At 61.9% G+C, this 23,489-nt stretch carries 25 protein-coding genes; 1 reads left to right on the forward strand and 24 read right to left on the reverse strand.

Features of this window, described 5'->3' with window-relative positions; all coding sequences use genetic code 11:
- Window positions 1-132: 132 nt before the first annotated feature.
- From F7R26_RS12355 to gloB, 3 genes are all read right to left on the reverse strand, one after another.
- The gene (locus tag F7R26_RS12355) at window positions 133-2,070 is read right to left on the reverse strand and encodes a propionate--CoA ligase (protein WP_150983360.1); all 1,938 of its coding nucleotides are present in this window, start codon (window positions 2,068-2,070) and stop codon (window positions 133-135) included.
- Between the two features lie 197 nt (window positions 2,071-2,267).
- A complete protein-coding gene (locus F7R26_RS12360; protein ID WP_150983304.1) occupies window positions 2,268-3,959 on the reverse strand; it encodes a transglycosylase SLT domain-containing protein in 1,692 nt (563 codons plus the stop codon).
- A 192-nt stretch (window positions 3,960-4,151) separates the two neighbouring features.
- Window positions 4,152-4,955: a hydroxyacylglutathione hydrolase gene (gloB, locus tag F7R26_RS12365; protein WP_150983303.1), complete on the reverse strand. Its 804-nt coding sequence runs from the start codon at window positions 4,953-4,955 to the stop codon at window positions 4,152-4,154.
- 216 nt (window positions 4,956-5,171) lie between these two features.
- Between gloB and F7R26_RS12370 the strand changes: the two genes are divergently transcribed.
- Window positions 5,172-5,468 carry a hypothetical protein gene (locus F7R26_RS12370; protein WP_150983302.1) on the forward strand — a complete coding sequence of 99 codons (297 nt, stop codon included), beginning with the start codon at window positions 5,172-5,174 and terminating at the stop codon, window positions 5,466-5,468.
- 1 nt (window position 5,469) lies between these two features.
- Here the strand turns inward: F7R26_RS12370 and F7R26_RS12375 are convergent, their stop codons facing one another.
- The 21 genes from F7R26_RS12375 to F7R26_RS12475 form a co-directional block, all read right to left on the reverse strand.
- Complete coding sequence (locus F7R26_RS12375; RefSeq protein WP_150983301.1) at window positions 5,470-5,727, reverse strand: hypothetical protein; 258 nt, start codon at window positions 5,725-5,727, stop codon at window positions 5,470-5,472.
- Window positions 5,724-6,143, reverse strand: coding sequence for a hypothetical protein (locus F7R26_RS12380; protein ID WP_150983300.1), 420 nt, complete (start codon window positions 6,141-6,143; stop codon window positions 5,724-5,726). Before F7R26_RS12380 ends, F7R26_RS12375 begins: the two co-directional genes overlap by 4 nt.
- A complete protein-coding gene (locus tag F7R26_RS12385; protein WP_150983299.1) occupies window positions 6,130-6,621 on the reverse strand; it encodes a hypothetical protein in 492 nt (163 codons plus the stop codon). The genes F7R26_RS12380 and F7R26_RS12385 overlap by 14 nt, the downstream gene beginning before the upstream one ends.
- An 80-nt stretch (window positions 6,622-6,701) precedes the next feature.
- On the reverse strand, window positions 6,702-7,088 hold the full coding sequence (locus F7R26_RS12390) for a ubiquitination-like system serine protease family protein (RefSeq protein WP_150983298.1): 387 nt from the start codon (window positions 7,086-7,088) through the stop codon (window positions 6,702-6,704).
- Complete coding sequence (locus F7R26_RS12395) at window positions 7,085-7,633, reverse strand: glycoside hydrolase family 19 protein (protein WP_150983297.1); 549 nt, start codon at window positions 7,631-7,633, stop codon at window positions 7,085-7,087. The genes F7R26_RS12390 and F7R26_RS12395 overlap by 4 nt, the downstream gene beginning before the upstream one ends.
- Window positions 7,626-8,036: a hypothetical protein gene (locus F7R26_RS12400; RefSeq protein ID WP_170301722.1), complete on the reverse strand. Its 411-nt coding sequence runs from the start codon at window positions 8,034-8,036 to the stop codon at window positions 7,626-7,628. Before F7R26_RS12400 ends, F7R26_RS12395 begins: the two co-directional genes overlap by 8 nt.
- A 394-nt stretch (window positions 8,037-8,430) precedes the next feature.
- The gene (locus F7R26_RS12405) at window positions 8,431-9,159 is read right to left on the reverse strand and encodes an FkbM family methyltransferase (protein WP_150983296.1); all 729 of its coding nucleotides are present in this window, start codon (window positions 9,157-9,159) and stop codon (window positions 8,431-8,433) included.
- Window positions 9,160-9,272: 113 nt separating this feature from the next.
- Window positions 9,273-12,116: a hypothetical protein gene (locus F7R26_RS12410; RefSeq protein ID WP_150983295.1), complete on the reverse strand. Its 2,844-nt coding sequence runs from the start codon at window positions 12,114-12,116 to the stop codon at window positions 9,273-9,275.
- Between the two features lie 54 nt (window positions 12,117-12,170).
- Window positions 12,171-12,566, reverse strand: coding sequence for a tail fiber assembly protein (locus F7R26_RS12415; RefSeq protein WP_150983294.1), 396 nt, complete (start codon window positions 12,564-12,566; stop codon window positions 12,171-12,173).
- A gap of 11 nt (window positions 12,567-12,577) precedes the next feature.
- The gene (locus F7R26_RS12420; protein WP_150983293.1) at window positions 12,578-13,573 is read right to left on the reverse strand and encodes a gp53-like domain-containing protein; all 996 of its coding nucleotides are present in this window, start codon (window positions 13,571-13,573) and stop codon (window positions 12,578-12,580) included.
- 38 nt (window positions 13,574-13,611) lie between these two features.
- On the reverse strand, window positions 13,612-14,280 hold the full coding sequence (locus F7R26_RS12425) for a YmfQ family protein (RefSeq protein ID WP_150983292.1): 669 nt from the start codon (window positions 14,278-14,280) through the stop codon (window positions 13,612-13,614).
- A gap of 7 nt (window positions 14,281-14,287) precedes the next feature.
- Entirely contained in the window at window positions 14,288-15,400 is a 1,113-nt protein-coding gene (locus F7R26_RS12430; RefSeq protein WP_150983291.1) for a baseplate J/gp47 family protein, read from the reverse strand.
- 1 nt (window position 15,401) lies between these two features.
- Entirely contained in the window at window positions 15,402-15,848 is a 447-nt protein-coding gene (locus F7R26_RS12435) for a phage GP46 family protein (RefSeq protein WP_150983290.1), read from the reverse strand.
- A complete protein-coding gene (locus tag F7R26_RS12440) occupies window positions 15,845-16,432 on the reverse strand; it encodes a phage baseplate assembly protein V (protein WP_150983289.1) in 588 nt (195 codons plus the stop codon). Before F7R26_RS12440 ends, F7R26_RS12435 begins: the two co-directional genes overlap by 4 nt.
- Window positions 16,429-17,529: a phage baseplate assembly protein gene (locus F7R26_RS12445; protein ID WP_150983288.1), complete on the reverse strand. Its 1,101-nt coding sequence runs from the start codon at window positions 17,527-17,529 to the stop codon at window positions 16,429-16,431. Before F7R26_RS12445 ends, F7R26_RS12440 begins: the two co-directional genes overlap by 4 nt.
- 11 nt (window positions 17,530-17,540) lie before the next feature.
- Window positions 17,541-18,956 (reverse strand): DNA circularization protein, encoded by a 1,416-nt coding sequence (locus F7R26_RS12450; protein ID WP_241754310.1) that lies wholly within the window; start codon window positions 18,954-18,956, stop codon window positions 17,541-17,543.
- Between the two features lie 20 nt (window positions 18,957-18,976).
- Window positions 18,977-20,998 (reverse strand): transglycosylase SLT domain-containing protein, encoded by a 2,022-nt coding sequence (locus F7R26_RS12455; protein ID WP_150983286.1) that lies wholly within the window; start codon window positions 20,996-20,998, stop codon window positions 18,977-18,979.
- 112 nt (window positions 20,999-21,110) lie between these two features.
- The gene (locus tag F7R26_RS12460) at window positions 21,111-21,404 is read right to left on the reverse strand and encodes a phage tail assembly protein (RefSeq protein ID WP_150983285.1); all 294 of its coding nucleotides are present in this window, start codon (window positions 21,402-21,404) and stop codon (window positions 21,111-21,113) included.
- 1 nt (window position 21,405) lies between these two features.
- Window positions 21,406-21,774 carry a phage tail tube protein gene (locus F7R26_RS12465; protein WP_150983284.1) on the reverse strand — a complete coding sequence of 123 codons (369 nt, stop codon included), beginning with the start codon at window positions 21,772-21,774 and terminating at the stop codon, window positions 21,406-21,408.
- 29 nt (window positions 21,775-21,803) lie between these two features.
- Window positions 21,804-23,294 carry a phage tail sheath subtilisin-like domain-containing protein gene (locus tag F7R26_RS12470; protein WP_150983283.1) on the reverse strand — a complete coding sequence of 497 codons (1,491 nt, stop codon included), beginning with the start codon at window positions 23,292-23,294 and terminating at the stop codon, window positions 21,804-21,806.
- Entirely contained in the window at window positions 23,291-23,485 is a 195-nt protein-coding gene (locus F7R26_RS12475) for a DUF2635 domain-containing protein (protein WP_150983282.1), read from the reverse strand. Before F7R26_RS12475 ends, F7R26_RS12470 begins: the two co-directional genes overlap by 4 nt.
- Window positions 23,486-23,489 lie beyond the last annotated feature (4 nt).

A 23,489-nucleotide genomic window follows, 5' to 3' on the forward strand; every position in this document is an offset into this window, starting at 1 on the left:
TGCGATGCGCGGGAGCGCATCTAGATCATGCTTAAATATTTGATACTTAAAATATTAGTCGGCATGCGTTCCCCTGGCAAGGACAATCTTTTGCGCGGTGCAGCGCCCGCCGAAAAGCGGGCGCTTCAGCCTTCAGCCTTGCATCGCCGCCTGCAACTGCGCGAGTGCGGTGGGATCCTCAATCGTGGTCAGGTCGCCCGGGTCACGCCCTTCCGCCACCGCTTGCATGGCGCGGCGCAGCAGCTTGCCGGAACGCGTCTTGGGCAGCGCATTGACAAAAAACACGCGTGCCGGGCGCGCCACCGCCCCCAGTTGCTGGTCCACCGTCTTCATCACGTCGCCTTCCAGCACCAGCCGGTCCGCCTGGGTGGCGGTACGGCCCGCGTCGCGCACGATCACAAAGGCCATCGCCACCTGGCCCTTGAGCGCATCGTGCACGCCCACCACCGCTACCTCGGCCACTGCCGGGTGCGACGAAATGCTCTCCTCGATCTCGCGCGTGCCGAGGCGGTGGCCCGCCACATTGATCACATCGTCGGTACGGCCGAGGATAAAGATATAACCATCCTCGTCCTGCACACCCCAGTCGAACGTGGAATAGCAGCGCCGTCCCGGCACGCCGGACCAATACGTCTTGACGAAGCGTTCGTCGTCGCCCCACACCGTGGTCATGCAGCCCGGCGGCAGCGGCCCGTCGATGGCAACCACGCCCTTTTGCCCCGGCGGGCATTCGGCCCCGGTGGCCTCGTCGACGATCTTCAGGTCGTAGCCGTACACCGGCACGCCCGGCGAGCCGAGCTTGGCCGGCAGCGGGTCAAGGCCGCGCTGGATGGCGATGATCGGCCAGCCCGTCTCGGTCTGCCAGTAGTTGTCCACCACCGGCTTGCCGATGCCCTGCTGGATCCAGCTCGCGGTGGGCTCATCCAACGGCTCGCCGGCCAGGAACAGCAGGCGCAGGCTGGACAGGTCGTAACGCGTGAGCCAGGCCGGGTCCTGCTTCTTCAGCACGCGAATGGCGGTGGGCGCGCTGAACATGATGTTCACGCGGTACTGCTCCACCAGTTGCCACAGGATGCCGCCGTCCGGGCGGATCGGCGTGCCTTCGTACATGACCGTGGCCATGCCCGCCAGCAGCGGGCCGTAGACAATATAGCTGTGCCCCACCACCCAGCCGATATCGGAGCTCGAGAACATGGTGTCGCCCGCCTTGCCGCAGAAGATGTACTCCATCGAGGCCGCCAGCGCGACCGCGTAGCCGCCCGTATCGCGCTGCACGCCCTTGGGCTTGCCCGTGGTGCCGGACGTGTAGAGCACGTAGGACGGTTCGTACGATTCGAGCCACACGCACGGCACGCGCGCCGCGCCAACGCGCTCGCGCCAGGCGCCATAGTCTTCATCGCGGCCAGGCGTGAGCGTCATCGGAGAAAGCTGGCGATCCACCAGCAGCACGCGCTCCGGCTTGTGCGTGGCCAGTTTCACCGCCTCGTCCAGCAATGGCTTGTAGGGCACCACCTTGCCGGCGCGCGAGCCGGCATCCGCGCTGACGATCACGCGCGGGCGCGCATCGTCGATGCGCGCGGCCAGGCTCACCGAGGCAAAGCCGCCGAACACGACGGAATGAATGGCACCAATGCGTACGCAGGCCAGCATGGCAAACGTGGCCTCGGGAATCATCGGCATGTAGATCAGCACGCGGTCGCCCTTTACCACACCCAGCTGCTGCAGGATCGCCGCCATGCGGTTGACCTCGTCATGCAATTCGGCGTAGCTGTAGGTGCGGTGCTGGCCGGTTTCAGTCGATACGTAGATCAGCGCGGCCTGGTCCGCGCGCTCGGCCAGATGACGATCGACGGCGTTATGGCAAAGATTGGTGCGGCCACCGACGAACCACCGTGTGAATGGCGGGCGGCTGTCGTCCAGCACGGTGTCGAAGGGGGTTTCCCAGTCGATGCGGCGAGCCTGTTCAGCCCAGAAGCCTTCAGGGTCGCTCAGCGAGCGGGCATGCAAGGCACGGGTAGCCGTCATGGCTTGTCTCCTCCGCTTGGATGCGGGTTGTTGGTTTGTTGGTATGTTGGTTTTTTGATTTGCTTGCGCTAGTTTGCCACCACCTGGGCGGCATGGCGCCTGGCATGCCGTGGCCGATCCGGGCCACCGGTTCCCGCAGTCTGCGCATGCCGCCTTACGCAAGGCTTACCCGCGATGTGCCGCACCAGGCAAAAGGGCGTGCCATTGGCACGCCCTTGATCTGGCTCAAACCCGCTACCGCTTCAGCGCGCGTGCGCCTTGGTCTTCGCCGGCCCCGCCGCCGATTTGCTGGCCGCCTTGGCACTGGCCGGCTTGGCGCTGGCCTTGGCTGCCGACACGGTCGGCACCGGCTTGGCAGATGACCTTGCCGTGGCCGCGGCGCCCTTGCGCGGGGCGGCCTCGACCGTCACGCGCTGGCGCGGCGCGGCATGCCCCTTGGCCGATCCCCGCACCGGCTCGGCCCGAACGGGAACCAGCGCGGAAGCGGTGGGCGCCGGGTCGGGCGCGCTGGCAAAGCGAGCCGCCGAGCGCGCCGGCACCATCAGCACCAGGCTCTGCCCCGCCACCAGCTTGGTGCCGGAGAGCTTGTTCCAGGACTGCACCTGGCCAGCCGACACACCATAGCGATGCGCAAGCGTTGCCACCGTATCGCGCCGCCCGGCCCGCACCACCACGCGGCGCGCGTCGGGCACATCTGGCTCCATGGCCATCGTGGCGCTTTCGGCCAGCGTGGCGCTGATGTCCTGGTTGTGATCCTCGGAGCGCGGCACCACCACCGTGGAGCCGGCCTTCAGCCGCATGCCCTTGGGAATGCGGTTGATCTCGCGAATCGTGTCCGCGTCGATATTCAGCCGTGCCGCCAGCGCCTCGATGCGTTCACGGTTATCCACCGTCACGGCCGTCCAGCTCGACAGGCCGCCACGGTAGGTGTTCAGGTTGTACTGGAAGCGCTCGGCGTTATCGAAGGGCAGCAGGATCTGCGGATTTGCCGCGCCCAGGATCACCGGCCGGTTGAAGGACGGATTGAGCGCCTTGAACTCATCGAGCGGCAGGTTGGCGAGCTTGGCCGCCAGCTTGACGTCGATGTCGCGCGAGGTGGTCACCGTGACAAAGTACGGGTGATCCGGAATATCCGGCAGCTTCACCCCATACATCTGGGGATTGGCAATGATGTTCTTGACCGCCTGCAGCTTCGGCACGTAATAGCGCGTCTCGTTAGGCATGTTCAGGCTGGCGTAGTCGGTCGGCAGCCCGCGCGCCTGGTTGCGCGCGATGGCGCGCGACACCGCGCCCTCGCCCCAGTTGTACGCCGCCAGCGCCAGTTGCCAGTCGCCGAACATGTCGTACAGCCGCTGCAGGTAGTCCAGCGCCGCGTCGGTCGAGGCCAGCACATCCCGCCGCTCGTCGCGGAACATGTTCTGCTTCAGGTTGTAGCTCTTGCCGGTGCTGGGAATGAACTGCCACATGCCGGCCGCCTTGGCGGTGGACTCAGCCTGCGGGTTGAACGCGCTCTCCACGAACGGCAGCAGCGCCAGCTCCGTGGGCATTTTGCGGCGCTCCAGCTCCTCGACAATGTGGTACAGGTAGCGGCTCGAGCGCCCCACCATCCGTTCCATGTATTCCGGCCGCTGCGCGTACCACTGCGTGCGATCGTCAACCAGCGTGCCTTCCAGGTCCGGCATGCCGAAGCCGCGGCGGATGCGGTCCCAGATGTCGCTCGACGGCCCGCGCAGCCAGTCCAGGCTGTCGCGGTCCACGTTGATGACGCCTGCGCTGTTGATCGAATTGAGCGGATCGGGCTTGGAAATCGCAGGCCTGGAAGCGGAGGCGGTCGCTGTGGCGCCATCGGCGCCCTCGGGCGGAGGGGGCGTGCTGGCACACGCTGCAAGCAGCGCGGCACACGCAACTACCGCCAGTAATCGACCAATTTTCATTAAGTTCTCAAATCGTGACGCTAAAAATTTGCCTGATGCTAAGAAAAAGCGGCTTTCGCGTCAATGAAATTCTCCCTGCCGCGGCACGGGGCCGAGGCCAGCAGGGACGTATCGGGTACGTGAAAAACGCCGACCCGGCCAAGCGCGCCCAAGGCTTGCGGCCACAGGGACGGACGTAACGGCAAACGGGAATCAGCGGAAATTATCTTTCCAGCCGCGCAGCGCGCCAAAGGCCGCCGCGTCATTGCCGGCCACCCCGCCAGCGTGTGCCGCCACCGCCTCGCGCACCGCGGGCACGCGCGAGCGCAGGAAGGGATTGACCTCGCGCTCCTGCGCGATGGTGGTCGGCACGGTCGGTGTGCCGGCCGCGCGCAATGCATCCACGCGTGCTTCCCAGGCTGCCAGCTCGGCATTATGCGGCTCCACCGCGCGGGCGAACCGCACATTGCTGCGGGTGTACTCGTGGGCGCAGTACACCCGGGTGGCGCCGGGCAGCGCCGCCAGCTTGTCCAGCGAAGACAACATCTGCGCCGGCGAGCCCTCGAACAGGCGGCCGCAGCCGCTGGCAAACAGCGTATCGCCGCAAAAGACCGACGGCCCCGCGCCCGGCAGGTCCGCCACGTACGCGACATGACCGGCGGTATGGCCCGGCACGTCGAGCACCTTGAGCTGCAGTGACGGGTGCGCCACCTCCACGGTGTCGCCCTCGCGCACCGCCACGGTACGGGCGCCGATGCGCTCGCCGGCCGGGCCGATGACCGGCAACGGGGCGCCATCCGGCGCGGTGGGATGCGCCGCCAGCAGCCCGGCCACCCCGCCCTGGTGATCGCCGTGGTGATGGGTGATTACAATAGCGCCCAGCGTCAGCCCCTCGCGTGCCAGGAAGGTTTCGACCGGCGCGGCTTCACCCGGGTCGACCACGGCGGCGCAGTGACCGTCGTGGATTGCCCAGATATAGTTATCCTGGAATGCGGGAATCGGCTCCACCTTCAACATGCGTGCTCCTATGTCCAAGCGTCCGATTATAAATTGGACGGAAGAAAATTACTGCGCCTTATTTTATAAGGCTGTCCGGGTAACTATCGAAGCCCGGTAGCAATTCTGGTAGCACTGCAGATCGAAACGGGGCGCACCCATAATGCTACAGCCTCCCTAGTTTGCTACCAACGGTACGCTACACTGTATATTTGTACAGTGTCACTCGAGACCACTATGGGCAACAGCAAATCCGCCTTCGGCTGCCAGATTCCGTCAACCGCCGCCGGCCAGGCGCAGCGCGAGGCCAGGAACGGTATCCTGCCGACAGTCCGGGGCGACTACATCGCAAGCGCTCTCGCCGGTCTCCCGGAGCCCACCCGGGATGGCATCGCTGAGCACCAGGTGGTGATAGACGCCGGGCCGGCGGGGCGCGTCCGCCTCTACATCGAGCGCAAGGTCGCGCGGCGCGGCAAGCACTCGCACTGCTACTGGTCAGCCTACCGGGCGGAGGCAGTCGCCAGCGAGTCGTAGCCTACTGGCACGCGGCGACCGCTGCCTTTAGGCGAATCTCGTGGCCGGCGCGGAGCGCGAGCTCGGCTAGCGCGGCGCGGAAGAATTCGAAGTCACTGGCCGTCGCCGGCACCTTCGCCAGCGGCCAATCAGGCTCCGGGATCTCAGGCGCCTTGCATGGCACAGCCACCGGCACCCTCACCTCCACCGGCTTCTCGATCATCTGCGGCGTGGCGGCACAGCCGGCCAGCACCAGGCACACCATCAGCGCGCGGATCATGGGCGCTCCTTCACAAAGGTTTGGCGCAGCCCATGCAGCGACGTGCACTGGTCCGAGCCCGGCACCTGCGCCTGGATCTTGCCGGCCAGCAGCGTGTACTTGGACTGGACGGCCTGGGCCGCTGCGTCCGCCTTGGCCGCCTCGTACTGCCGCAACTTGGCCTGCGCATCAAGCGCGGCCACCGCGTCGTTCTGGGTCTTCAGTGAACCCGCGAGCACCTGGTTGTCGCCCTTGGCCTTGATCAGGTCGGACTGGGCCTGCGCCAGCTCAGCGCGCGCCGTGTCTCGCTCGTGCCGATAGACCCAGACCGACCCGCCGGCCAGCGCCAGAACGACCAGCACCGCGGCAAAGAAGATCCTTTCGGGCGTGGCGAAGACGGCTTTGATGGCCGCCCCGATAACGTCAAGAATCAGCATGGTGGATCACCTCCGTGGGTGTGAATTGATAGCCCTCCCGGGCGTACTTCTGGGCGATCCAGAGCGGGAACGGCATGTCGTGGATGCCCTCGTCCTTGCCGGTGTGGTGGGCCTTGCAGAGCAGCAGGCCGTTGACCGTCATGTCGTCCACGAAGGCGTACGGGTCGGCCGGGTCGAAGGCGTCCCAGTCGAACGCGGCGGCATGTGGCCCCAGCGCGCCGGCGCGCGCAAATTCGGCCACGCTGGCCCAGTCGATCATGTTGGCCAGCGAGCGCTCGATAGGATGGTGGTGGGCCTCGAGCGGATGGCCGCTCTCTTCTGCCGTCTCGCCGCAGATGAAGCAGCGCCCGCCCTCGCGCTCGATCAGCGCCTTCTTGGAATGCAGGAACAGGGGCGTGGTGGTGCGCGCCTCATGCCCGGGGAGCAGGACATCGACGGCGAGCGTCTCTTTCTCTTCGTGGGTATCGGTGACAGCCATAGGGGCCTCAGAAAAGCAAAAGCCCCGCGCGCGGCGGGGCTGGTAGTGGTGCGGGGTGGATCAGAGGTTAGCCGCCGGCGTCAACAGCCCCATCCCTCCGGAAACTCGGCCAGCGGCACCGTCTGGCCGGCCAGCGCATGCGTGCAGTCGCCCAGGTACTGGATCTGCCCGTCCGACACGAAGCTGTGGCACACCTCGCAATTGAAGTCGCACGGCTCCTCGCCCTTGGCCTTTAGTTCGGCGTTGAAGTCGCACCAGCACCCGCCGCCGTCGTAGCCCTGGACGTGATGACCGGTTCGCACCAGCACCGACGGCGTGAAGGTCGGGCGCTCGACATCGCCGTTCCAGGCCCAACGTGGGCCAGGCCCGGCGCCATGCTGAATCGTGTGGGAAGTGCGGCAGCCCGGGCACCAGAAGGAAAGCCCATTGCCGGGCGAGTCCTGCAAGACCTTCGATAGCGCGCTCATGCAACCTCCAGTACTGTTTTGGCCTTCGCCCAGAACGCCCGCCGCTCGGCGATACCGTTGATCCCACCGTTGATGGCCCGCGTCAGCCCCACGAAGTCGCCCGCATCGGCAAAGCGGTTCAGGTTGTGCGTGTGCCAGTACCAGCCGGCAGACGCCGCCGCGTGCACGGGCAGCTCGAGCAGCTCAGGCTGCGTCAGCAGGTCCAGGTGCAGACCGAAGCCGCACAGCAGGTAGTTCTTCCGCCCGGTGACCTGGATCAGGCCGCGCCCCATGAACCGCTTGCCGTCGCCGGGCTCGACGTTACCCAGGTCCGCCCTGCCCTCGTACCGGCGTTGCGCAGGCGTCGGTCCCCAGATCTCGCACAGCAGGCGCAACTGCCCGGACTCGTGCGCAACCTGGGCGAGGAACGCAGCCGCGCGCGTGGACGTGTTGACCTCGAACCGCAGCATCGCGGCGGCCAGCGGCGCAGCGAACGCGTCGGCGCGCGCGCCGGCCAGCGGCATGATGGCGCGCAACTGCGCAGCGGTAACCAGTGCATCAGCCATGATTTCCCCCCGTCACCGCGTCGCGCACTTCCCCCGCCACCTCGGCCAGGTCCTTGTCGCGCCGGCGCTCGATGAAGTTGAACAGCCAGCGCACGATAGCCCAGCCCGGCAGGCCGCAAGCGAATACAACGCCGAACAGCGCCACCAGGCCGATGTAGTCGTGCGTCCAGGCCTGCAGCCCAAACTTCTGCACGACGGCCGCGCCGCCGGCGACGCTGGAAACGACGGTAGAGATCAGCCCTACCGCCCACTCTCTTGGGCTTCGTGGAGTCATCATCATCATCACTACGAGGGCGGCCAGGCCGGATGCGCCGGCGGCAACCACCGCCGGCCCGCCGAAGGCTTTGAAGGCAGCGGCGCCCGCCGCGCCGGCTGCGGCACCGCCGCTGATTGGTTCGGACATTTGTGACCCCGGAAATGAAAATGCCCGCGTGCGGCGGGCTGTGGTTTTACTTCGGTTGCTGCCTATCCGGGCAGCTCGGTAACCGGCTTTGAATGAAGGAAATGCTAGGGGTGGGGGGGGAATTCGAGTCCCGCGCGCGGACGTAAAAAAGCCCGCGTGAGAGCGGGCTTTTCTGGGATAGGTGCCAGCACGTGCGGACGCGCTGGCGTGCCACCTTAAGAGTGAACTGCTACTGACAGCCGGAACACTCAGTGACCGGCAGCATCATATGTGTGGCCTTTAACGTAGGTCAACTCCCTCGTTTAGGGGGAAATTCTTTGTGGCGGTAGCAACTCGCACCCGTATAAAAAAAAGCCATCTCCAGATGGCTTTTTTTCTGCTGATTTACGCTAGATCAAGCTGCGCGACTGAGTACCGATGGTGCCGCTGTCGGGAAGCGTACAAATGCGAACTCATGCCTTCCTGGCGACACGTAGTAAATCTGATAGCCTATGCGCTTCAACTCAGCGAGAGCTGTCTTTGTTTCCGCTGACCGGTAGCCATACATGCCGTGATGGAACTCGATCATCAGTTGGCTGGGCCGCATGGGTTGCTGAGCAAACTTCTTGATGACGTCATATTCGGTACCCTCAACATCCATTTTGAGGATGTCGATGTCCCTGTGACCCAGCCGCTCCATGATAGTCGGCAAGTCGCATACCTGAGCCCGCGTGGGCACTCCCTTCGACTGGTCGTTCTTCTTCACCGTGTAGGAGACGTGATTTGGGTCTGCCGGCGGATAAAGAAGCAGCTCACCGTTCTCTGCACCGATCCCGATTGGGCTAAACAAGAACTCCGGCGGCATCGCTTGAGCAGCCACCCACTGCATGGACTTCGGCGTGGGGTCGAATGCATGAACCTTGCACTGGAACCGCCGAATAAGCTCCAGATCGAAGGATGCATCCTCCCCTACGCCGAACGAGTAGACCACGGAATCCTTGCTTGTGAATTCAGGAATCACAGGCCATCCGCCATACACCGTCCCCAGTACAACGTGATCAACCTTGACTTCGGGGATGACAAACAGATCGACCCCCTTGGCCACGTTCACGGAATGTCGGGCAAAACGCACCAGCTTCCTCATTTGAGCACCGCCTGCTTTGTAGTAGCTGAAGTATTTCGCAGGCTATCTCCCCGGCGCGGCCTATACTACCCGCTGCAAGGGGGGTAAGAACGCCCCATCCGCCATACAGCGTATCAAGCGGTGGCCCCTGTTTCGTCCTTCCATTGCGCGCCGTTCCATGTGACTGTTTTGCTCAACGTAATATCCCAGTGCTTAGACCAGCCAGGCACTAGGCCAACCGTTGGGCGTTGCGCGGTGGTACCAACCGTGTATCTAACAGATTGACCGATATTGTTTATGGAGTTGCCAGACACTTTTGCGGGATCGCAATTACTGGCAAACACATTCGATGAATTGTTGTTGTAAACCGCTGCAACGGTAGCGCCAGGATTTTGCACCCTATTGGCTGTGTTATAGCCAGTGCAGTTTGTTATGTGCACTCCGACTTGGTTCGTTCCCTCGACCTTTACATCATCAACATTCACCGTATCGCACGTATCAAAGACAGCAACACGGAAGTGTGAATTTCCGCTGGTATTAAGATAACGATAGGTTGAAAGAGATATATTCTGGCAATATATGAAGTTTAAACCATATGCGTTAGTTGGGCCGGCAGTTGCAATTTGCACGTTACTAAACTTCACGTTTCTTGCAACCTTTGTTGACCCATCCAGATATTGTCCAATATATACAGGAATTACGGTTCCAGTGGAATCGAAAGACACAGTCAGGCCATCGACATACAGCCCATCGATACCAAGGTTTCCTACGCCGTCCGCAAAACCATTAGAAACGCCACTATTAATAACCAGTTTGACGTTCTTCATCCTGGTGTTGTGGATGATTTGCGCAGAAGAGCCGATCGAGAGAAGGTAGTTTGACCCGCTCTCGAGACCATCAACCTCGGTATCGTCGTTCGAAACGATCAGGCCGAAGGATGCATTGGACATCCCTGACTTATTGCCCGGCGTAGTGTAGGCAATCAAGTTCTTCCACTTCGTCCCAATGGCGGATGACGAAAATGCGGCCTCCATTTTACCGTACGCTTTCCCGTTCGAAACGACGTTACCGGTCTTATTCCCTAGGCCTTGCCCGTTGTTGAAGGTAACAACGCCGGTGGAATCACCGGCTGTAGAATCTCCAACCACATTGTCAATCACTACGTTCGATGCGTGGATCTTAATCAGGCGCTTGCCAAAATTATAACCATAAACATCCCGAATACTCACATTGTTATCTGTGTCTCCAGATGGAGTTATTACGTATATGCAAGCCGTATCCTCGTAAATGACGTTGCCTGATCCATCGATGTTGTGAACCTCGGAGAAATAGGCTCGGCTAATCTGACCCTTGGCAAAGGTACCTGTGCCGCCAATGTTTATGCAAGTCAGGCTTCCAGCGGCATCAGTGATAATACCATTACCGACCTTCTGGATATTATTAAAATACACACCGCTCAAGTCGAATGTGTTCCCCTGCGGATTAATGTTTACAAGCACGGACCCATAGGTATTGTTTGTGTCTTTAAGATTATTGAAATATACATTCCTATACGATACGTGCCCGCAATTTATTGCATAGGAGAGACCGTTCTTAACGTAGCCGTTACCGTAGTCGAATGTGATATTTTCAAACGACACCGCAGCGGATGCATTCATCATATTCGCGCTGGCTGGCAGGCGGACATTGATAGTCACATTCCCCTTGCCTCGTACGATGCGGCGATTGCCGGCGCCCACAGTGATCGTCGAGTCCCACACATAAGTGCCACTACTGATCTCGACATCGCGCCCATCAGACAGCGCCGACTGCAGTCCGACCACGTCGCTACTGACGCCATCGCCTACAACCCCACTAAAATCGCGTAGGTTGACGGAATCCCGCAGCTTGTCCTGCACCGCGCGCGCGATAGCGCCCGCGCCAGACTGAATGAAGCCAATTACAGACGACCCTGCGCTCGATATAATCTTCGCAATGAATCCCGCGACCGTCGTCCACAGAGACCCACTTACCCCATCGCTGGCATAGACGAGGGACGCCCCTTTTGCAGGATTCGAACTTGCGAGATCCGCCGCGCCCACATTAGGAATCGTCCAGATCGAGCCGTTGTAGACCTTCTCGACACTGGATGTCGTGTTGTAGTAACGATCACCGACCTGCATGGCCGTGGTATCGGGACGACTAGTCGGATCGCTGGTAGCGTTTCCGTAGTAGCGGTTCGTGATGGCCGCCAAGCTATTGCCCGCGCTCGCAGCACTCCCAGCCGCAGCCCCCGCACTGGTCGCGGCATTCCCCGCCTGCGTCGTGGCGATGGCGGCTTGGGCGGTGGCCGTTGATTCCGAGGCTGCGGCATTAGCCGCCGACAACGATGCCGCAGATTGAGAGGCCTGCGCCGAAGCGTCGTAGTCACCCCACGCGGAACCGTTGTAAATGCGGAACTTGTTCCCCGTCGTATTCTCATACATCACCCCGGAGACCAAGGTGATGCCGTTTGCCGCGGCAAATGCAGCTGCCGCCGAGTCGCTAGCAAAAGCGCCGAGGAACACACCACGGAACGATGCGAGCAATGCGGAGACGTTTGTCGCTGACGAAGCGGCATTCGCCTCGCTAGTTGCAGCGGCATTCTGGCTGATCAATGCACCAGCTGCGCTAGCTGCGGCACTCGCCGCACTGCCAGCGGCAGCGCCCTGGCTGGACGCAGCACTAGTCGCTGACCCTGCCGATGCAGATGCACTCCCCGCAGATGCAGAAGCCGATGCGGCCGCAGCATTTGCTTGCGCAGTAGACTGCGCGAGGATCCCATTCGCCGCGACGTTGATCGTGTAGTTCCACTGGCCGATTAGGTTCTGAATCGACGGGACGATCACGCCATATGCCGAGACATAGGTCGCACTAGCGTCGCCATTCCCGAAAATGTTGGCGCGATCCGCATCTTTCTTAAAGCCGGTTATCGCGTCTGCAGTGCTGGGATAGGTCATTTTGTCTCAGGCGTGAAAAAGCCGCCCGAAGGCGGCCAGGGGAAGCATCATCAGTCAGACGGGTGCCGGCGGCCATTCGATCGACTGCGGAAATCCAGTCTGCTCCGGCGCGTCACGAAGCGCCTGGCGATACGCGACGAATTTTTCCTTTGTCGCTGCCGGGACGTCTGGGAGCTGTGTCCAATCACTATCTCGGAGCAGCCCGTCACGACGCGCGCGTGCGGTCACCGCAAGATCTGCATCACTCGGTGCCGGGCGATCGACTGCCACTGGATTGCCGGCGGCATCAGCGATGATGACCCTCCCCGCTGATTGCGCTTCCATGAGTGTTGCGTATATCTCGGGCGGAACTTCAACCAGGTCGTCAGGCCACGTCCCAGCTGCCTCATACGCATCCTGAAGATCCTCGGGATAGAGGCCGCCAGTGCTTTTCGAGTAGAAAGTTTTCATGGTGGTGCGCCTTACCAGCCAATAGCAATGTAGGAAATCGCGGAAGCCGCGCCATTCCCGTTGTTAAACAGGGTCATCCCCGTGGTTGACGGGATGCCCCATCCGCCCGCAGACGCTGTCGAAACACCACCACTGTTTACAAACGATGCGACAGCAGAGAGAAAACCATTTGGAAATGCGACGGGAAAGGTGACATTGGAGCCCCCAGCGGCTGGCACAGCGTTTACCTGCCCCCACTGCAGAATCAAGTTGTACTTGACGCCTGCCGCAATGACCGGAATCTTCACGTAGCCGTTCGCAGATAGGATCGCCGCAAACTGCCCGAGGTTGACCGCATGCTGAGTCGAAGTTGGCCCCGCTACCGCAAACAACTGGCTAGCGAGCCCGGCAATGGCCGCATACCGCGCGTCACCCGCCACAAGACTCACTGCATGGTTGCTCTGTGTGGCGGCTGGGATCTGCAGCGCGCCACCGGTGCATTCGAGCAGGATCCATGCGCCGTTGCCAGAGTTGATCGCAGCGTTGACCACATAGATCAAGTTTGCGATGCCGGCTACAGGAAGCTCGCCCCCCTGCAGAGCAGTGAGATTCAGGCCGTAGACCGGCTTGGCGGCCAATCCATCCGGCGCATAGGTTGAGGCGCCGGTATTGGCATTCGTGATTTGAACCGACTGGCGTACACCATGCACCAGCGTGCCGGGGACAAGAGGCGTCGGATTGACTGCCGCGTAAGCATTGGCTGCGCCCGCATCTGCAAGGATGACTGACTGCCTGCCTAGCGCCCTGATCGCCAGCAGGACCTGATTAAAGGCTGCCTTGTTAAGCGTGAGCCCACCGGCAGTCACGACGTTTGCCAACTCCATCATCACGGCATTCAGCCACTCCGCCGGCACGAGCGTAGCGGGCGTTCCGGTCGCTGGATTTCCGTCGGTGAAAAATCCGGCCGTCCCAGCAGTCGTCGACGCCGGCTGCGAAGTTGCAGCGGTCGAATTGTCAATCTGATACATATCGCCTCGAATGAACGTGAAGTTGCAGATGGATGGGTCTAAGCAAAGGCGGCGGGAAGATCTACGTTGACGATCACATCGAGCGAAGCGGCGTCCTCCAGGGTTGGGAAGTCCCCATAGTTGAAGAGCAGAATCGTGTGAGCCGGTGCGATGGCATTCATCTCACACTCGAGCACATGATTGCCCCAAGACCCAAGCGGATCGCCTGCCGATGACTTCCCTGCTGAGAACCTCACAATCGTATTGATTGGCGCATTGACGGCCCACGTGAAGAACCAGTCTTCGTTGCCCAGCGCTTGACCTGCGGTACTCTGGCCGCAGCGAAAAGGCGCGTAGTTCGTGATGAAGATGCCGTACCCAAGCTTCTGTGCGAACCCCGCATAGTAGGCAGCCGACTGACCGCCGCTATTTGCCAGCCGCGCCACGACCTGATTGCGGCGGACCTGTGTCGACGCACCTGGACCGGCACAGGGGTCTGGCAGGCCCAGCGTCGACTCCCATTCAGGAAGTAGCTCGTACGTCGTCGCCGGGAAGGCGTCGATCAATAGGTTGTTGCTACGGGCAGTCTGCGCTGCATAGGACGGTGACAGGCCCGCTGCAGCCTTCGTCTGAATCGAATCGGGTTCAGCATTCCAAACGCGTCCGCGCGGCATGAGCGCCTGGAACGCGCGGAGGAAGTCCGCGGATGTCAAAACCGGAGCGAGCATGCCGATCTCAGGGGTAAGTGATGGTTCCCAGGACAGGCAGATGGCCCGTACTGCAGACGATGTTCCCGGCTGGCGTTGTGATCACAAACCCAGACGTGCCGGGAATGGCGGCAATTGCCGACTCAATATCAGACAGGTTCACGGTGCCACCAGGCTTCCCCTTGCGCAGCAGAACATCAGCGATGGCCACTAGGATTGATGCCCTGGTGGCCGAGCTGGCCCCGGAGAGCCCAGTAATGGTGAAATTGATCGCGGTTGCTATCGGTGACACCACATAGACCAATGCCGTGACAGGCTGCTGGGAAAAGATGGCGTTCGCGACCGTCAGCTGATCCCCGGTAGCCTTAACGCCAGATCGCGTCTCATCTGTCGCTACGCCATCGGTACCTTGCGGAAACCCGCCGCTGACGGCGTTGGCCTGGTCGAGCATGATGTAGACCACGACCGTCCCGGTACCGAACCCGTTTCTCGCGCACCAAGCACGCGTGACACCAGGGACAGCAGTTGCCCAGCGAACGTAGTCGCCCTCGTTCCCACCCTCTGCCGGCTGCTGAAAGGCAGATAGCACTCGACCCCGGAAATCGTCATCCAGTTCAACATCGGCGCCACCGGTGAAGGCCGCTGCTGCGACGCCGTTCGACTGCACGCCAGCAATGGGCATGCTCAGAGACATCACGGTACCTGCAGCGCAGTTACCCGCCGCGCCGGTCGCTTGATCGACCACAGATGCGATGGCCGTGCCATCGCCACCGATGGTCACTGAGACCTGAACCGTGTAGATCCGGCCATCCCCACGGACTACATTCGTGCCAGCGCCGATCAGCTTGCCAACCATCCCCGACAGAATGACCTGGCCGCCGGCCGCTGTCGCGTCCTTCCGATAGACGCCCTTCAGCGCACCCCACGCCTCAAGGTACTCACCGGTCGCCGTGTACGGCACGGCCTGCTTCGAGATCCAGTCGAGGTACCCATAGTGGAGGTGCGCAAGCCCCGCCTGGGCCGTGCCCATGATCCCGAGATTCGAGAACCGCAGAAGCGGATCTGAACCGGCAAGGCTCGCGGCAATATCAGCAGCGACGGTGGTGCGCAGCTGCGTCAGTGTCGGGCGTGAATATGGCATCTCAAGAAATTCCCTTCCAAGCCCAGGTGAAGGCAGTCGTTTCGGTGGTGCCGTCCTTTCGGTAGGCCAGAATCTGCGCGCCGAGCATGCTGTCTCGAGTCCACTCCACTAGAATGTCGAACTTGGCGACCACACCATCGTCGAGCAACCACTGAAGGCACTCGGTCACGTAGTCATAGGCGCGCTGCAGCGTGTCATCGTTCTGCTTCGCGCGCTCGAGCAGCCAAAGGCGCGAGCCGATCGGCACCACTTCGCCCAGGTCTCCCCACCATCCCCTCGGGTCGTTTGATCCATCCGGAATCACGTCATCAGGATTCGCCACCCGATCGGTGAAGACAGAGATCAAGATCGCGGTCGACAGGTCGCTGCCCGTTCTTAGCATCGCCCCGTCGAGCACCCAATCTCCGCGGGACCGGCTGACGTTCCATACTGTGGTCGTATCGCTCATTCGGTCTGGTTCGGGTGTTTGGAGGTGATGGTGCTGGTGCCGGTCTGCACTTCCTCGATGTTGTGATCGTGCGTGTTATAGATCGCGCGCATTTGCGCCATCGTGTGCGGGTTGGTTTCGTAGTTGTCCTGGATGTCGCCGCTGCATTTCAGCAGGGGGGTCTTCGCAATGATCTCGGTTGATGCCTCGACCGTCACAGTCGCCGCCTCGCGCACCGTCACATCCTGCCCCTTGGCTTCGACGACGATCCCCGCATCGGAGAGGTAGACGCACTTACCATCCAGGCTGAAGACCATCGTCTCGCCTGGCTTCAGGTTTCTGGGCCGAGACGCCTGGTGATTCGTGCCGATGATAACGCCGGCGGATCGATCGCCGGACAGAAACACCACCACGGCGTCCGAACCAGTCGGCGGCATTGACGTAAAGCCAAACTCAGCGACCCGAGGCCGGTTGTCACCGGTTTCGACATCCGCCAACTGCACCTGCTGCTGCTGCACACCACCAGCATCGTTCCCGGTGGTGATGCGCCCCCGACCCACGAGCATGCGAACCCGCGCGCCCAGCGCTTCGAGTGCCTGCCTCATTGGATACCCCTGACATCGGTGCCGATAACGTCGGCGAACTGCGGCTGAAGCTGGAACGGCTCAGGCGCGAAGGCATCAGGCGGCATCAGCACCAGGTCCGCATGCGTGCCCGTTTCGTCAAGGCGATATGTCACCTCACCAATGAGCAGCGTAGCGTCAGGCACCTTGATTGTGGGCAGAGTCACATGCACGAGGGTGTTCGGCTCCCACAGGGCGCCAGCCGCATCCCTCCACGAGTCCGTGGTGAGCACTACGGCGGCGCCGCGCGCGATTCTTCGATTCATCTCCCAGACCGCCCGGCGCTGCGTAACCTCGATGCCAATGGCGCTGAGGTTCTCAGCCACGATGACGCGTTGCCGGCGACGCTTGACCCCGGTGTCTGCCACCTTGGTGATCACGTTCAGGCTGCCGCCGGACAGATCCGACAGCATGTCGAGCGCCTGCTGGACCGCCATGTACTCCGAGAATCGATCCAGCATCGAGAAGGCGCTGCGCGCGCCCTCCACGTTGATCCCCTCGGCGAACCCGCCGGCCGCCTGCCGATCGCTGACCCTGGTGATTACCAGATTGCCATACGGGTTGTCGTACACCAGCGCTGAGCTATACCGTGACACGCGCTCGAGGATCGAGAACGGCGTTTCGCCGAGCAGGATGTTCAGTTGCTGCACGGTCGGCAGATCCGTGAGATCGCATTCAATGTCCAGGCCCGCATATGGCACTGCCAACTGCTTTGCAATCTGTTGAATGTTGCTGTTGACGATCTGCATGCCAGGCCACTCGGCAGCGCAGTCGACAAGATCCGCACACTTGCTTCTGCCGGCCACGGCCACACTATGTGACTGCGCATCGAACTGTGCCGTCACGGTGTCCACGAACCCCGTCACAACGACATCGCCCCCCAGTAAAAGCTGGAAGGGATCGCCTGGGCTGACAATCACCTCCTCGCCGGAGATGAAGCGCTCCGTCATGCTGATGCTGAAATCGGACGGTAAACGTTCGATACCGCGGGTGATCCTGATTTGCTTCCAACCCTTTAGCGCGCGCTGCTGCTCTCCGACTACGAGGAGGGCCTCGTCCGGGAAATTGTCATCTGCCATTCGTTGTCAGCTCAGGATGCCAGCGCGCTGAATGTGGTCGGCATAAATGCCGGATGGACCGGGTCCGCCTGCGTCACCAGGTCATCGCTTCGGCCTGGATCACGATAAATGCGCTGCGCCAGTGCCAATGCGGGCACGCTGGCACTGAAGGAATATGTGGTCACAGCCGCCAAATCTCCGCCGCGCGCCTTCAAATCCGCGACGACGGCCTTCTTGGCGTCCAGCAGCGCCAGATACACCTCGTCGGCACCCTGGTCCGCCGCTGCAGTGATCTCGGCGTCCAGCACGCCGGCCATCACATCGATCATCGCCGCCGCGTCATCGCAGGAAGTCGGCTGGTAGCTACCGGAGGCCGTGATCAGCTGCCCGATGGCAGCCCGACGGAACAGGCTGTTACACGCGCCCTGCATCGTCGCCATCCCCGCGCCAATGGCCGACGAGGTTGTTGGTGCGACAGCCTGGTAGCCTGACAAGCTGATTAGCAGCCGAATACGATCGGCAGGGTCGACCGCCGAGACCGCCAAGGCCGCGGCCATGTTTTGCGTCGCGGCCCCGAACGTGGCGGTGTCGGTTACGTTCCCTGCCGCGGCCACCAGCGCGGTTCCGGCCTGCGTCACGACTGTCCGCGCCGCTGCATCGTTGCGGATCAACTGGTCAACTGTGGATGGCAGCCTTACGGTCTTCTTGGCAGCCGAATACCCGCTGTTCCCGCCCCCAAAGAGACGACCGAAGCTCCCGACGAGGGTGGATACGGCGCCAAAGAACCGCTTCACGTCGTGAACCAGGCTCACCGCGGTCTGGTACCACCCTAGCGCCGTGGAAACAGCCTGCTGCACGATTGCCGCACCCAACATAACTGCCGATGCCGTGTCTCTGGCAAATGCAATGAGGGATGCGACGCTCAACCCCTGTGCGGCCGCGCTGAGCGCATCCGCAGTGGATGTCACCGTGGTTGGATATTTGCGCTCCCCCGCCTCTACGAAGGTCAACGTGACCTCAAAGAAGCGTCCGGCATCCCAACGCTCCAGGCAGTGCGCCTCCAGCGCCGATACTTTCACGCGCCCCAGGGTCGGGTGCACAAGCTCACCGTCCCCAGCCGTCTCGAACGCCTTGATCAGCCGATCGCGCTGACCGACAACTCCACCGCCACCATATTTCGCACTGCCCTCGACCAGGAAGGCGCTCAGGTGATACAGGCGCGCGTTCCGGCCTAGATCCTCAACCCAAACGCCGTCACGCTGAGGGTATTGATGGACAGCATTTCGCCGACCAAAGGTCAGCTCACCACCAAAAACACCGAACGGGACGCCCTTGTACGAGGCTTGGCGGAGCGCCGAGCGCCACGACCCGGGCAACCCGCCGCCCAGCGCGCCAGCCAGGTTCGACAGAGCCGACGCGGCGCCGCCAATGCTGCCGATCGCATTCAAGACTTTCGCCTGACCCATTCTTACACCACGTTGTCTGTCAGCATGGAATCCCGGACGCGGGTCGTGGCCTCAACATTGCCTGTCGACTTGACACTGGTTCGCGTCCCTTGCGGGGCTCCGGTCAGCACGATTTCGACCAGCGCCTTGCCGGCGTAGCCGTCAGACGAGCCCGATGCGATAGCTCGGCCGGCCATGCCAGCAGCATCGGGCGACTTTGCATAGACCGAGGACATCGGCGCCTCAGCACCCATGCCGGCCATGACCTTCTTTATATAGCCTTGGGTCTCCGCCGGCGCATGCTCGATGCCCTGACGCTGAACGTTGCCGATCCCCCAGTTGTAGGCCGCGAGAGCCTTAGGTAGATCGCCACCAGTCGACTTAAGCAGATCGCTGTACATCTTGGCCGCGCCGGTCGCGGACTGCCCAAGATCGAAAGGGTTCGTTACGCCGTATTGCTTCGCCGTGGCATCCATGAACTGGAAATGACCCTTGGCGCCAGCAGGCGAAACCATCTTGCCAGTCCCACGGCTAGATTCGGTGGCCCAGACGCTATCTAGCAAGCCGGAAGGCAAGCCGTATTGGGACTCGAGCCGGGAAAACAAGTCCGATCCCTTCTGACCACTAGCACCGGCCGGCGGCGCATTTCGCTCCTCGCCGGCCGCCAAGCGACTCCTCGCGTCGGCGCTTAGGCGTACGCCACCGCTAGACTTCACGCTGTCGATCTCTTCCTGCGTGTAGCCGCCGGTGTCCTTAAGCGCGTGACGATTGGTGCCGGTGAAGTAGTCGCGCAATGACCAACGCTCGCCACCGGATGCCCACTTCACGTAGTCATCAAACTGGGGGCGAATCAGGCTGCCCAAGCCGTATCCAGCGGCACCGGCAACGACACCAGTGCCCAAAGTACCCAGACCAGCGGCCCCAACACCCCCAAGTGCAGCCAATCCCTTCGCCGCGGCCGGGATGGCGACCAAGGCTAGCTTGGACAGGCTCCCGATCAACGTGGCGACGCCAGCGATTGGCGCTGCGAAGGTGATTGCCGCAATCGCGATCGCCACCCCCTTCACACCACCGAGAGCGTCTACGAAGTCGCCGGTACCCTTAGTGACCTTGCCCCAATCGACACTCTTTATCCACGTCGCAACATCCTTGACGAACTCGCCAACGTTGGTCGCGATCAGGTCACGATTGATAGTGACCCATTCAGACAGATCTTGCAGCAGAGGTGACAGAGCTGGAATCAGCGCATTCCCGACCGATGACTTGAGACCATCGATCGCCAGATCCAGCTTCGTCATGTTCTGGGCATACTCCTTGGCCGCGGCGATCTTGTCAGGACCCATCACGGTACCCAGAGAACGCGCCTGGGCAACGTAGGCCTCAATGCCGGCCGCCCCCTTCTGCAACATTGGCAGCAGCTGCTCGACACCGAACGTACGCGCAATGAGACGCTGGGCCTGCACGTTCCCCTTCTGCCGTGCGATTGCTTCGGCCACCTGGCGCAACGCACGAGTGGCATCCACCGCTCCACCCTTCGTCTTCGTCATGCTGATGCCGAGCTGGTTCATCAACACCAATGCCTGGGGATTCCGGTTGAAGGCGGCGTCCTCCAACGTATCCCCCAAGGACTTCAGGCTGCTGGTCATATCCTCAGCCGTTCCACCAGCCAGCCGAGCCGCAGCCTGGTAGGCCTGCAGATCCGACGTCGAGACGCCCAAGACCGCCGATGTCCGAGCGATCTCCGCCCCCAGCTTCCCCCAGTTGCTCGCCAGCGCGCCAATGCCAGCGACGGTGGCAGCACTGCCGATCACACCCAATGCAGGCACGAGCGACGTCACACCAGAAACGGCGCTGCGTGCCGACGAAGCGACCTTGCCCAGGGACTGACTGACCCTATCAATGCCCACCTCACGCCCGAGGTTCCCAAGAGATTGGCCCAGGTCGCGCACCGGACTCGTGAGCCGGGCCATAGACTGGTTGATCTTACGGACCGTAGCGGTCGCGCGATCAACCGCGGCGATGGTGATCGTGAAGGTATTGGCCATCAGGAGGGGGACTTAAGCATGCGTTTCATCTGCTCGCTCCACCAGAGCAGGCGCGTGAGGGGCAGTTGCCACGCTTCGTTTGGGCCCCACCCGAAGTACTTTGTGACCTCCGCTACTCCGTCAGTCCAGTCTCCGGGCCATCCTCGGTAAAACCCCCGAGGTAGTCGCTCGCCTCCTTCAGGTCGCGTTGTCCGATCTTCTGCACGGCGCTCCGGGGGATGCCTGCGACCAGGCTGATCAGGGTGATGCTGATACCGGCGTTTGTGTTGGCCGATCCCCAGGCCTTCTCCAGCTCGCCGGCCATGGGCTCACGGAGAGTCAGCTTTTCATAGGTGATGGCGTTGTCGCCAGCGCCGAGCACGACAGGCTTCCGCAGGGTGATGACTTTTTCTTCGGGTTGATCCATTTCAGTTCTCCGTGACGCGCTGGCCTTCCCACTTGACCTCAATGGTCGCGTCGGTAGACTTGGCTGTTTGATCTTCGATAGTCCACATGCTGCTACCGATGACGGTCTTGCCGTTTGCAAGCTCGGTGACGACCGTAACGTTAGTCATATCGTTCAGGTCTGCGACTGTCAGGCCGCCGGCGTCACGTAGCGTGGCCGAGATCGATCCCGGCCGGGGGGTTTCGCTGTACCCATGAACGCCATCCTGGCCAGATAGCGTCTGGCGCGTCACCTTTGACGGGTTGTACTCAAAATCGCCCGCAACCATGTAGCTCTTGCCGTCGACGGTAAGGTTCGCCGTCCCGGCAATGCGATTGGTGTTGTCTGCCATATTCGTTGGCTCCTAGTTTGCGTAGTGGATCAGCTATTCCGGAACTGGAAGAGCAACGCGAGGATCCGCAGCTGGTTGATCAACACCCCCGGGTAGAGAATGTCGACACGACTCGGGTTCGTCGCGTTCTGCTCGACGATCAGCGCCTTTGCAAACTCATCGCTCTTTTGAACGTAGCCGCGGTACTCAAGATCTTGGTACTTCGCGATCTGACTGGCCTTGATGGTGTTCGGCGTCACGATCGCGGAGCCAGGCGCGAAGCGAGTGCCATTTGCTGCGAGCTTCACGCGGGAGAACTTGCTGGTGATGTCGGTCTTGAGCTCGCGCAGAACAAACTGGAGCGTCAACAGCGTCTCCACCTGCAGATAGCTGTTGTCTGGCTGGCCGAAGCTGTTAAGTTGGTACGTGGTGATCAGATTCTCGATCGCCACCGTACCGTCTGCGGCCACCGTGAAGGTCGAAATGCCATCCCACAGGAGCACATTGCGGTCGGTGAGCGCGAAGCGCGACTGCAAAGGCGGGGGAAGTACCGCAGCGAGAACCAGCGTCTGCAACGGCAGCGCGGCATCGGCGCGGGCCGACACTGCCACTGCTCCGGCAATGTTCGCCGCCCAGATCCAATTGGGCGTCGGCGAGTCATTGAAGCCCATGATCGACATGTGCTCGTCGTTTCGCGCCGTGCCAAACGTGGTCAGCGTGCCGAGCGTTCCGCGACTCGCACCGTACGCGCCGCCATACAGTTGCTTACTCCAACTCCAGCGGCCCGTGGTGCTGCTCAGGAACGACTTCATCGCATCAAGCGACGCAGTGTCCGTGTACGGGAATGCGATGAAATCGAACTCCTTGTCAAGCAAGTTGGCAAGACCGGCCGTCAGATCGGGATTGACCAGTCCGCCGGCCATCGCAGTGATCGTTGTGGTGAGTCCGGCCGGCATGACTTCACCGCCGGGCGCCCCGCGATAGTTCAGGCGCAGATCGATGTCGTTGCCGGCCAGCCCCTTGTTCTTCGCAGTGATATTGACCTTCGACGCGACCGTACCGTCGACAGCGGCCGTCACCGGAAGATCCGCGTTTGCATTGATCGCCGCAGCCAACGCGGTGGCCAACTGTGCGATCGTCTGACTGGCGGTGACGATCAGGGAGACCAAGGTGCCGGCGATATAGAGCGACAGAACGCCCGTCGCGGTAGCTGGCGCAGTGAATGCCAGCGCACCCGTCGCGGCAACCGAGGAACCACCGTCCGCCAGTGGCAAGTACCACACCTCGCCGAACGGATCTCCGACGCGATACGCGGCGGTCATCAGCGCCAGCATGGAACCCTGGCCGCCCACCGCCTTCGCTTCGGTCGCGCCCTGCGAAATCTGCGGGGTGTTCGCCACGGCCGTGCCGCCCGATGTCACCTGGCCGATGATAAGCGCTCGCTGGGTGCCAGCCCCGGTGTTCGCCCTACTATTGTCCAGCTCAGCGTAGAACAGTGGGACCCGCAGGTTCTGTGGGACATTCTTGAATGGAATCGTCATGCTTTCGCTCCGCTATTTCGCGAGGTCACCGGATCGACCGGCTCTTCTTGTGAGTCGGCCGGCACCACGTCGCCATCGCGAAGGCGGCAATGCCAATACAGGTCGCGCTCGTCGGCCTCATGCTCATCACCGATGAATTGCTTCGTCACCGGGTCTCGAACCTTCAGTCCCGGGGCTGGTTTGATCTTCATGGGG

The sequence above is a fragment of the Cupriavidus basilensis genome, assembly GCF_008801925.2.
GTDB classification, from domain to species: domain Bacteria; phylum Pseudomonadota; class Gammaproteobacteria; order Burkholderiales; family Burkholderiaceae; genus Cupriavidus; species Cupriavidus basilensis.

Bases quoted from the DNA above. Each gene is read 5' to 3' on its own strand.
- F7R26_RS12410 (WP_150983295.1), bottom strand. From the start codon at position 12,116: ATGACCTATCCCAGCACTGCAGACGCGATAACCGGCTTTAAGAAAGAT.
- F7R26_RS12465 (WP_150983284.1), bottom strand. From the start codon at position 21,774: ATGGCAGACAACACCAATCGCATTGCCGGGACGGCGAACCTTACCGTC.
- F7R26_RS12395 (WP_150983297.1), bottom strand. From the start codon at position 7,633: ATGGCTGATGCACTGGTTACCGCTGCGCAGTTGCGCGCCATCATGCCG.
- F7R26_RS12380 (WP_150983300.1), bottom strand. From the start codon at position 6,143: ATGCTGATTCTTGACGTTATCGGGGCGGCCATCAAAGCCGTCTTCGCC.
- F7R26_RS12390 (WP_150983298.1), bottom strand. From the start codon at position 7,088: ATGAGCGCGCTATCGAAGGTCTTGCAGGACTCGCCCGGCAATGGGCTT.
- F7R26_RS12445 (WP_150983288.1), bottom strand. From the start codon at position 17,529: ATGGCAGATGACAATTTCCCGGACGAGGCCCTCCTCGTAGTCGGAGAG.
- F7R26_RS12475 (WP_150983282.1), bottom strand. From the start codon at position 23,485: ATGAAGATCAAACCAGCCCCGGGACTGAAGGTTCGAGACCCGGTGACG.
- F7R26_RS12470 (WP_150983283.1), bottom strand. From the start codon at position 23,294: ATGACGATTCCATTCAAGAATGTCCCACAGAACCTGCGGGTCCCACTG.
- F7R26_RS12405 (WP_150983296.1), bottom strand. From the start codon at position 9,159: ATGAGGAAGCTGGTGCGTTTTGCCCGACATTCCGTGAACGTGGCCAAG.
- F7R26_RS12440 (WP_150983289.1), bottom strand. From the start codon at position 16,432: ATGAGGCAGGCACTCGAAGCGCTGGGCGCGCGGGTTCGCATGCTCGTG.
- F7R26_RS12430 (WP_150983291.1), bottom strand. From the start codon at position 15,400: ATGCCATATTCACGCCCGACACTGACGCAGCTGCGCACCACCGTCGCT.
- F7R26_RS12455 (WP_150983286.1), bottom strand. From the start codon at position 20,998: ATGGCCAATACCTTCACGATCACCATCGCCGCGGTTGATCGCGCGACC.
- F7R26_RS12400 (WP_170301722.1), bottom strand. From the start codon at position 8,036: ATGTCCGAACCAATCAGCGGCGGTGCCGCAGCCGGCGCGGCGGGCGCC.
- F7R26_RS12435 (WP_150983290.1), bottom strand. From the start codon at position 15,848: ATGAGCGATACGACCACAGTATGGAACGTCAGCCGGTCCCGCGGAGAT.
- F7R26_RS12425 (WP_150983292.1), bottom strand. From the start codon at position 14,280: ATGCTCGCTCCGGTTTTGACATCCGCGGACTTCCTCCGCGCGTTCCAG.
- F7R26_RS12385 (WP_150983299.1), bottom strand. From the start codon at position 6,621: ATGGCTGTCACCGATACCCACGAAGAGAAAGAGACGCTCGCCGTCGAT.
- F7R26_RS12370 (WP_150983302.1), top strand. From the start codon at position 5,172: ATGGGCAACAGCAAATCCGCCTTCGGCTGCCAGATTCCGTCAACCGCC.
- gloB (WP_150983303.1), bottom strand. From the start codon at position 4,955: ATGTTGAAGGTGGAGCCGATTCCCGCATTCCAGGATAACTATATCTGG.
- F7R26_RS12420 (WP_150983293.1), bottom strand. From the start codon at position 13,573: ATGTATCAGATTGACAATTCGACCGCTGCAACTTCGCAGCCGGCGTCG.
- F7R26_RS12375 (WP_150983301.1), bottom strand. From the start codon at position 5,727: ATGATCCGCGCGCTGATGGTGTGCCTGGTGCTGGCCGGCTGTGCCGCC.
- F7R26_RS12360 (WP_150983304.1), bottom strand. From the start codon at position 3,959: ATGAAAATTGGTCGATTACTGGCGGTAGTTGCGTGTGCCGCGCTGCTT.
- F7R26_RS12415 (WP_150983294.1), bottom strand. From the start codon at position 12,566: ATGAAAACTTTCTACTCGAAAAGCACTGGCGGCCTCTATCCCGAGGAT.
- F7R26_RS12460 (WP_150983285.1), bottom strand. From the start codon at position 21,404: ATGGATCAACCCGAAGAAAAAGTCATCACCCTGCGGAAGCCTGTCGTG.